The 8,742-nt window shown below is 61.1% G+C and carries 5 protein-coding genes; 4 read left to right on the forward strand and 1 reads right to left on the reverse strand.

The features are described from left to right. From Q0K43_RS08825 to Q0K43_RS08840, 4 genes are all read left to right on the forward strand, one after another. A partial coding sequence (locus Q0K43_RS08825; RefSeq protein WP_297290183.1) for a glutamine synthetase family protein occupies positions 1-673 on the forward strand: 673 nt, incomplete at its 5' end. Positions 674-714: 41 nt separating this feature from the next. Next, complete coding sequence (locus Q0K43_RS08830) at positions 715-1,251, forward strand: ANTAR domain-containing response regulator (RefSeq protein WP_297290184.1); 537 nt, start codon at positions 715-717, stop codon at positions 1,249-1,251. Positions 1,252-1,358: 107 nt separating this feature from the next. Continuing rightward, complete coding sequence (gene gltB, locus Q0K43_RS08835; protein WP_297290185.1) at positions 1,359-5,825, forward strand: glutamate synthase large subunit; 4,467 nt, start codon at positions 1,359-1,361, stop codon at positions 5,823-5,825. A 2-nt stretch (positions 5,826-5,827) separates the two neighbouring features. Beyond that, entirely contained in the window at positions 5,828-7,285 is a 1,458-nt protein-coding gene (locus Q0K43_RS08840; protein ID WP_297290186.1) for a glutamate synthase subunit beta, read from the forward strand. Between the two features lie 175 nt (positions 7,286-7,460). Here Q0K43_RS08840 and Q0K43_RS08845 read toward each other — a convergent pair whose 3' ends face one another. Next, on the reverse strand, positions 7,461-8,246 hold the full coding sequence (locus Q0K43_RS08845) for a TetR/AcrR family transcriptional regulator (protein ID WP_297290187.1): 786 nt from the start codon (positions 8,244-8,246) through the stop codon (positions 7,461-7,463). Between the last annotated feature and the right edge of the window lie 496 nt (positions 8,247-8,742).

The raw sequence follows: 8,742 nt of genomic DNA on the forward strand, positions 1-8,742 counted from the left end.
GGCCCAGAGGAACGGCCTCCACGCCACCTTTATGCCCAAGCCCATCTTCGGCATCAACGGCTCCGGCATGCACACCAACATGTCCCTGTTCAAGGACGGCAGGAACGCCTTCTATGACCCGGATGACCCCCGGGGCCTGTCCAAGACGGCGTACAGCTTCATCGCCGGCCTGCTCTGCCACGTGAAGGGCATGGCGGCCGTCACCAATCCCCTAGTCAACTCCTACAAGCGGCTGGTGCCCGGATATGAGGCCCCCTGCTATCTGGCCTGGTCGGCCTCCAACCGCTCCGCCCTCATCCGCATCCCGGCGGCCCGGGGGCAGTCCACCCGGGTGGAGCTGCGCTCCCCCGACCCGGCCTGCAACCCCTACCTGGAGCTGGCCGTCTGTCTGGCCGCCGGTCTGGACGGCATTGAAAAGGGCCTTACGCCGCCGCCGGAAGTGACCGAGAACATCTTTGCTATGGATCAGGCCACCCGCCAGGCCCACGGTATCGACTCCCTGCCTGGCTCCCTGGAGGAGGCCATCCAGGCCATGAGGGCCGACTCTCTCATTATGGACACTCTGGGCGAACACATCACCAGCAACTACCTGGCGGGCAAGGAGGCCGAATGGGACGAGTACCGCACCCGTGTGTCCTCCTGGGAGCGGGAGAAATACATCATCAACTATTGATTTCTGAGCAACACCCTCCTCACAGTTGGGAGTGAACATCCATGGAACAGGTGATCGTTGCCTTTGAAAACCCCAAAAGCGCCGGGCGCATCAAGGAGATCCTGGAGACCTCGGGTACGGCTTCCTGCATTCTCTGCAAAACCGCCGATCAGATCCGCCGCACAGCGAATAAACTCCACATCTCCGCCGTGATCTGCGGCTTCAAGCTGGCTGACCAGAGCGCGGAGGCCCTGGCAGGCGACCTGCCCTCCTCCTGTGCCGTGCTGGTGCTGGCCTCCCAGAACCTGCTGGATCTGCTGCAGAACGACGACCTTTTCCATCTGCCCGCCCCGGTCTCCAAGGGAGACCTGACCGCATCGGTGCGGATGCTTCTCCAGATGGGGCGGCGGCTGGAGCGGGCCCTGCGGCCTCGCCGCTCCCCGGAGGAGCTGGAAGTCATCCAGCAGGCCAAGGCCCTGCTGATGGACCGCAACGGCATGACAGAGGAGCAGGCCCACCGCTTTTTACAGAAGTCCAGCATGGACAACGGCACAAAATTGATCCAGACCGCCCAAACAGTACTGGACAGCGCAGAATAGGGCAAACTAAACAGCACCGAGACAAGGCGGTCTCACGGCGGCAGTCGGGGACGTACTGCCGCCGTTTTTTTGCAGCCGTCAAACTCACCCGGAAAGGGGAATGAACCATGAAAACAGCAGGCTATCCGCCCCGGGGACTCTATCGCCCCGCCTTTGAACATGACAGCTGCGGTATTGGGGCCGTGGTGGACATCCAGGGCAAACCAAGCCACCAGACGGTGGACGACGCGTTGAAAATTGTGGAGAAGCTGGAACACCGGGCCGGCAAGGACGCCGAAGGCAAGACCGGCGACGGCGTGGGCATTTTGGTCCAGATCTCCCATCGCTTCTTCTCCAAGGCCGCCCAGGCGGCGGGCATCAGCCTGCCCGGCCCCCGGGACTACGGCGTTGGTATGTTCTTCTTCCCTCAGGACACCCTGAAGCGGAACCAGGCCAGAAAGATGTTTGAGGTCATTGCCGAAAAGGAGGGCCTGACCTTCCTGGGCTGGCGGGAGGTACCGGTGTGTCCCCAGATTCTGGGTCAAAAGGCCCGGGACAAGATGCCTGTCATCCAGCAGGCCTTTGTGGCCCGCCCGGCGGACACCGCCCAGGGCCTGCCCTTTGACCGAAAGCTCTATATCGCCCGCCGGGTGTTTGAGCAGTCCAACGACAACACCTATGTGCCCTCCCTGTCCAGCCGCACCATCGTCTATAAAGGGATGTTTTTGGTGGACCAGCTGCGGAAGTTCTACCCCGACCTGCAAAGCAGGGACTACCAATCCGCCATTGCCCTGGTTCACTCCCGGTTCTCCACCAACACCAATCCATCCTGGGAGCGGGCCCACCCCAACCGGCTCATGGCCCACAACGGCGAGATCAACACCATTCGGGGCAATGTGGACCGGATGCTGGCCCGGGAGGAGACCATGTCCTCCCCCCTACTGGACGATCAGATGGACAAGGTGCTGCCGGTGGTCAATGTAAACGGCTCCGACTCCGCCATGCTGGACAACACCCTGGAATTCCTCATGATGGCAGGTATGGATCTGCCTCTGGCTGTCATGGCCTGTATCCCGGAGCCCTGGATGAAGGATAAGGCCATCTCCCGGTCCAAGCGGGATCTGTACCAGTATTACGCCACCCTGATGGAGCCCTGGGATGGCCCGGCTTCCATCCTCTTCTCCGACGGCGACGTGGTTGGGGCGGTGCTGGACCGCAACGGCCTGCGGCCTTCCAGATATTATGTCACCCGAGACGGACGGCTTATCCTGTCCTCCGAGGTGGGAGTCCTGGATATCCCGGCGGAACAGATCGTGGAGAAATCCCGGCTCCAACCCGGGCGGATGCTGCTGGTGGACACCACCCAGGGTCGTATCATCGGAGACAACGAACTGAAGGAGTCCTATGCCGCCCGGCAGCCCTACGGCGAGTGGCTAGACCGCAACCTGCTCCATTTAAAGGATCTGCCCATTCCCAACCGCCGGGTGGAGCGTCACACCAGAGAGGGGCTCCACCGGCTCCAGAAGGCCTTCGGCTACACCTATGAGGATGTGCGCAACACCATCCTTCCCATGGCCCGCACCGGGGCCGAGCCCACCGCCGCCATGGGTACCGACATTCCCCTGGCGGTGCTGGACCACAAGGATCAGCCTCTGTTCAGCTACTTCAAGCAGCTCTTCGCCCAGGTGACTAACCCGCCCATCGACGCCATCCGGGAGGAGATCGTCACCGACACCACTGTGTATGCGGGAGACGACGGCAACCTGCTTACGGAGACGGCGGACAACTGCCGCGTCCTCCAGATCCACAATCCCATCCTCACCTATAAGAATACCCCCCTGGACCGGGCTCTGGACCATCTGGCACTGGCGGTGGACCGGGCCTGGCGGAAGGGGGCCAACATCATCATTCTCTCCGATCGTGAGGTGGATGAGAACCATGTGGCCATCCCCTCCCTGCTGGCAGTATCCGCCATGGAGCAGCACCTGATCCGCACCAAGAAGCGCACCGCCGTCTCCATCCTGCTGGAGTCCGCCGAGCCCCGGGACGTCCACCACTTTGCCACCCTGCTGGGCTACGGCGCCCGGGCCATCAACCCCTATCTGGCGGAGGAGACCATTGTGGAGCTGATCGAGGAAGGCCTGCTGGACAAGGACTACCACACCGCCGTGGCCGACTACCACTCCGCCATCCTCCACGGCATCGTGAAGATCGCCTCCAAAATGGGCATTTCCACCCTCCAGTCCTATCAGTCCGCCCAGATCTTCGAGGCCATCGGCATCGACCAGGCGGTCATTGACAAATACTTCACCAATACCGTCTCACGGGTGGGCGGCATCGGCCTTGGGGAGATCGCCGCTATGGTGGAGCGCAACCACTCCAAGGCCTACGACCCCCTGGGACTGGAGGCCGACCCCACCCTGGACTCTCTGGGCGCCCACAAGGCCCGGTCTGGTGGTGAAGACCATATGTATAATCCCCAAACCATCCACCTGCTCCAGCAGGCCACCCGCCGAGGGGACTACGACCTGTTCAAGCAATACACCGCCCAGGTAAACGACGAGACCAGCCCCCACACCCTCCGGGGCCTGCTGGACATGAAGTATGCCGATACTCCCCTGCCCCTGGAGGAAGTGGAGAGCGTGGACTCCATTGTCAAGCGCTTCAAGACCGGCGCCATGAGCTACGGCTCCATCTCCCAGGAGGCCCACGAGTGTCTGGCCCAGGCCATGAATCTGCTGGGCGGCAAGTCCAACTCCGGCGAGGGCGGCGAGGAACCAGACCGGCTCCACGACCCGGCCCGCAACTCCGCCATCAAGCAGGTGGCCTCCGGCCGTTTCGGCGTCACCAGTGAATATCTGATATCCGCCAAGGAGATCCAGATCAAGATGGCGCAGGGCGCCAAGCCCGGTGAGGGCGGCCATCTGCCCGCCGGGAAGGTATATCCCTGGATCGCCCGGTGCCGCCACTCCACCCCCGGCGTTTCCCTCATCTCTCCCCCGCCCCACCACGACATCTACTCCATTGAGGATCTGGCCCAGCTGATTTACGACCTCAAGTGCGCCAACCGGCAGGCACGCATCTCGGTAAAACTGGTCAGTGAGGCGGGCGTGGGCACCATCGCCGCCGGCGTAGCCAAGGCGGGTGCCCAGGTGGTGCTGGTATCCGGCTATGACGGCGGCACCGGCGCCGCCCCCCGCACCTCTATCCACAACGCGGGCCTGCCCTGGGAACTGGGCCTGGCGGAGACCCACCAGACCCTGATCCAGAACGGGCTGCGGTCCCGGGTGGTGGTGGAGACCGACGGCAAGCTGATGAGCGGCCGGGACGTGGCCATCGCCTGTATGCTGGGCGCCGAGGAGTTCGGCTTTGCCACCGCCCCCCTGGTGACCATGGGCTGCGTCATGATGCGGGTGTGCAATCTGGACACCTGCCCCGTGGGCGTGGCTACCCAGAATCCGGAACTGAGAAAGCGTTTCACCGGCAGGCCGGAATATGTGGTCAACTTTATGCGCTTCATTGCCCGGGAACTGCGGGAACACATGGCCAAGCTGGGAGTACGCACCGTGGAGGAGCTGGTGGGCCGCACCGACCTGCTGGCCGTCCGCACCCCGGCGGTCAACCACCGGGCCGCCACGGTGGATCTGTCCGCCATTCTGGACAACCCCTATGTGGGCGCGGAAAAGACACACTTTGATCCCGCCGACGTCTACGACTTCCATCTGGAGGACACGGTGGACCTGAAGGTGCTGGAGCGCAGACTGGGCAGCGCCCTGGCCCAGGGCGTCCCCAAACGGCTGGAGGTGGCGGTCTCCTCCACCGACCGGGCGGTGGGTACCATTCTGGGCTCCGACATTACCCGGCTCCACGGCGACAGCCTGCCCGGCGGCACCTTCACCGTCAAATGTACCGGAGGCGGCGGCCAGTCCTTCGGCGCCTTCCTGCCCAAGGGCCTGACCCTGGAGCTGGAGGGAGACGCCAACGACTACCTGGGCAAGGGTCTGTCCGGCGGCCGTCTGGTGGTCTATCCCCCCAAAGACAGCACCTTTGATCCCGCGAAAAACATCCTGGTGGGCAACGTGGCCCTCTACGGCGCCACCAGCGGCCAGGCCTTCCTCAACGGCGTGGCCGGCGAGCGGTTCTGCGTCCGCAACTCGGGTGCCACCGCCGTGGTGGAGGGCGTGGGTGACCACGGCTGCGAGTATATGACCGGCGGCCGGATGGTGGTCCTGGGTTCCACCGGCAAGAACTTTGCCGCCGGCATGGGCGGCGGTGTGGCCTATGTGCTGGACGAGGGCCGGGACCTGTACCTGCGGCTCAACAAGGCTCTGGTATTCATGGAGCCGGTGATGGAAAAGCACGACGTCGTCGAGCTGCGGGAACTGATCCAGGCCCACGCCGACGCCACCGGCTCGGCCAAGGCAAACCACATTTTAGCTCACTTTGAGGACTACCTGCCTCTGTTTAAGAAGATCCTGCCCCACGACTACGACCGGATGCTGCGCACCATCGCCCAGTACGAGGAGAAGGGTATGAGCCGGGAGGAGGCCCAGGTAGAGGCCTTCTACGTCAACACCCACCAGAAGGGGGAATAACCATGGGAAAACCCACCGGATTTATGGAATACCAGCGCAGGGGGAATCCCTCTGAATCCCCATTAGAGCGCATCAAGCACTACAATGAGTTTCACCCCCGGCTGGGCCGGGATGAACGACGGCGGCAGGGAGCCCGGTGCATGGAGTGCGGCGTGCCCTTCTGCCAGTCTGGGGCGGTACTGAACGGCATGGTGTCCGGCTGCCCCCTTCACAACCTAATCCCAGAGTGGAACGACCTCATCTACACCGGCAACTTCACCCACGCCCTGGAGCGGCTTTTAAAGACCAACAACTTCCCCGAGTTTACCGGCCGGGTGTGTCCCGCCCTGTGCGAGGCGGCCTGCACCTGCAGCCTCCACGGAGATCCGGTCACTGTCAAGGACAATGAGCTGGGCATCATTGAGGATGCCTGGGACCGGGGCCTCATGTCTCCCCGGCCTCCCAAAGCCCGCACCGGCAAAAGGGTCGCGGTGGTGGGCTCCGGCCCCGCCGGTTTGGCCTGCGCCGACCAGCTCAACCGCCGGGGCCACAGCGTTACCGTCTTTGAGCGGGAGGACAGGCCCGGCGGCCTTTTGATGTACGGTATTCCCAACATGAAGCTGGAGAAGCCGGTGGTCCAGCGGCGGCTGGACAAGATGGCCGCCGAGGGGATCACATTTCGCACCGGCGTGGATGTGGGCAAGGACCTCAGCCCGGAGCAGCTGCGGCGGGACTTTGACGCGGTGGTGCTGTGCTGCGGCGCTGCCCAGCCCCGGGATCTGGCTGTCCCTGGCCGGGAGCTGGACGGGGTGTGGTTCGCGGTGGACTTTTTAAAGGAGACCACCCGTTCCCTGCTGGACTCCGGCCTGGCCGAGGGTACCTACCCCTCCGCCAAGGGTAAGCACGTTGTCATCGTAGGCGGCGGCGACACCGGCAACGACTGCGTGGGCACCTGCATCCGCCACGGCTGCGCCAGCGTGACCCAGCTGGAGATGATGCCCAAGGCCCCCGATCAGCGGGCAGAAAACAACCCCTGGCCGGAGTGGCCAAGGGTGTGCAAAACCGATTACGGCCAGGAGGAGGCTATCGCCTGCTTCGGCCACGATCCCCGGATTTACGAGACCACCGTTGCCGAGCTGATGGGCCACAAGGACGGCAAGCTGAAGGCCGTCAAGACCGTACGGCTGGGCCGGGATCACCAGCCCATTCCCGGCACCGAGGAGGTTCTGGACTGCGACCTGCTTCTTATCGCCGCCGGATTTTTAGGACCCCAGGCCTATGTTCCCCAAGCCTTCGGGTTGGCCCTGACCAACCGTTCCTGCGTCCAAACGGCGGAGGGAGGCTGCGCCACCGGCGTGCCCGGCGTCTTTGCCGCCGGTGATATGCGGCGGGGCCAGTCCCTGGTGGTGTGGGCCATCCAGGAGGGCCGTGAGGCCGCCCGGGAAGTGGATCAGTATCTCATGGGATACACTAATCTATAAAAACAGGCCCCGGCATAGCGAACAGAGAACCGCCCCAGATTGTGCGGATAGTTCAAAAAAGCCCCGATAGGAAATAATAAGTTTTAGGCGGAGAGGCGTCGCGTCAGCGGCGCCTCTCCGCCTAAAACGTAGCACTTAGGTTCGGTTCATATGCCGGGAGGCTATTTTATAAATGTTACTTCAAAATTCCATGAAGGAAAATCTCCGTCAACGTATCCACAATTTGTTCATCGCTGTACTGAGGCTGGATCCCCACCACAATTTTATATTGGATGGCACAGCCAAACAGGGATCCTACATAGGTTTTAGCTGCCAAATATAAATCCAGTCCATCCCGAAGCTGAATCTGCCCTGCATATTGTTTCAAAACCGTCTCCAGGCATCGCGCCACATAGCCAATCCCGTTTTTATGATACATATTACTGATCTCCGGGTGGCGGTTGGAGTCCCGAATAATAGCTCTGGTAAAGGCGGTGCGTTCCGGCGTATTAAAGATAGACAGATAGGCAAGCCCAATACGTTTGACCGCCGCTTCCAGATCAAAATCGCCGATCTCCGGCTGAATGCTCAGAAAGTTAAAATGGAATGGCGTCTCCTGCATAACCGCAGAATAGAGAGCTTCCTTATCTTTAAAATACTGATACAACGAAGCCTTGGAGTAACCTGATTCCCGGGCAATCATGTCCATAGACACGCCGTCATACCCATGCTCCCCAAACAGAATCAACGCTGTTTGGAGAATGGAAGTGCGATTGGCATTGTATACGTCCTGAAGCGCCTCATCTTCCGAAATATTTAAATTCTGAAAGAGATCTTTCTTCCCATTAAAATAGAGATAAATGGTCGAAGGGGATATGCCGGCCCGTTTCGCGATACTGTTGATGGTGGTCCCCTTGTAGCCCTCCTGCTGGAAGATTTCTTTGGCCGTTTTCAAAATTTTTTCTCTGACTTCGGTCTCCATTTGCAGTTCCCCCTTCTGTTCCGGCACCGGCGGAACGTCTCTTCTCTCCGCCATAATGCACCGCCGGACTCCGGGCCGTACAGGGACCCGGCACAGGCAAACCCGCACCGTAGACAGCGTACAAACCAGATAGTCTTAGTTTATCCTGTTATCCAAATGATGTCAAGACAATCTCCCCCAGCGTCCTCGCCTGCTAGTCTCTCAGTATTCCGCACAACATTTTCTCCCTATTTTTGTGAAAAACACATATTTCCCCTTTCCCAGTGTGTAATAATATAATAATCCTTTACAGTATTGTGTTGTTATGATATTCTTTCAACCGCAGTAACAATTGCTACTGAACGTTCCATTTATATTATTGCCAGGGGAGGAGTTTTGCTATGCGACGCATTGACCTGGAAAATCACTTCTATGACCAGAGTCTTATCGACGCACTGGCCGCACGAGCCTGTCCCCACCCCCCCCCCCCCCCCCCCCCCACCCAACACCGACCCCC

The organism is uncultured Flavonifractor sp., assembly GCF_944383115.1.
In the GTDB taxonomy this organism is placed as follows: Bacteria; Bacillota; Clostridia; order Oscillospirales; family Oscillospiraceae; genus Flavonifractor.

Coding starts and splice junctions, on each gene's coding strand:
- Q0K43_RS08830 (WP_297290184.1), top strand. CDS start 715: ATGGAACAGGTGATCGTTGCCTTTGAAAACCCCAAAAGCGCCGGGCGC.
- Q0K43_RS08840 (WP_297290186.1), top strand. CDS start 5,828: ATGGGAAAACCCACCGGATTTATGGAATACCAGCGCAGGGGGAATCCC.
- gltB (WP_297290185.1), top strand. CDS start 1,359: ATGAAAACAGCAGGCTATCCGCCCCGGGGACTCTATCGCCCCGCCTTT.
- Q0K43_RS08845 (WP_297290187.1), bottom strand. CDS start 8,246: ATGGAGACCGAAGTCAGAGAAAAAATTTTGAAAACGGCCAAAGAAATC.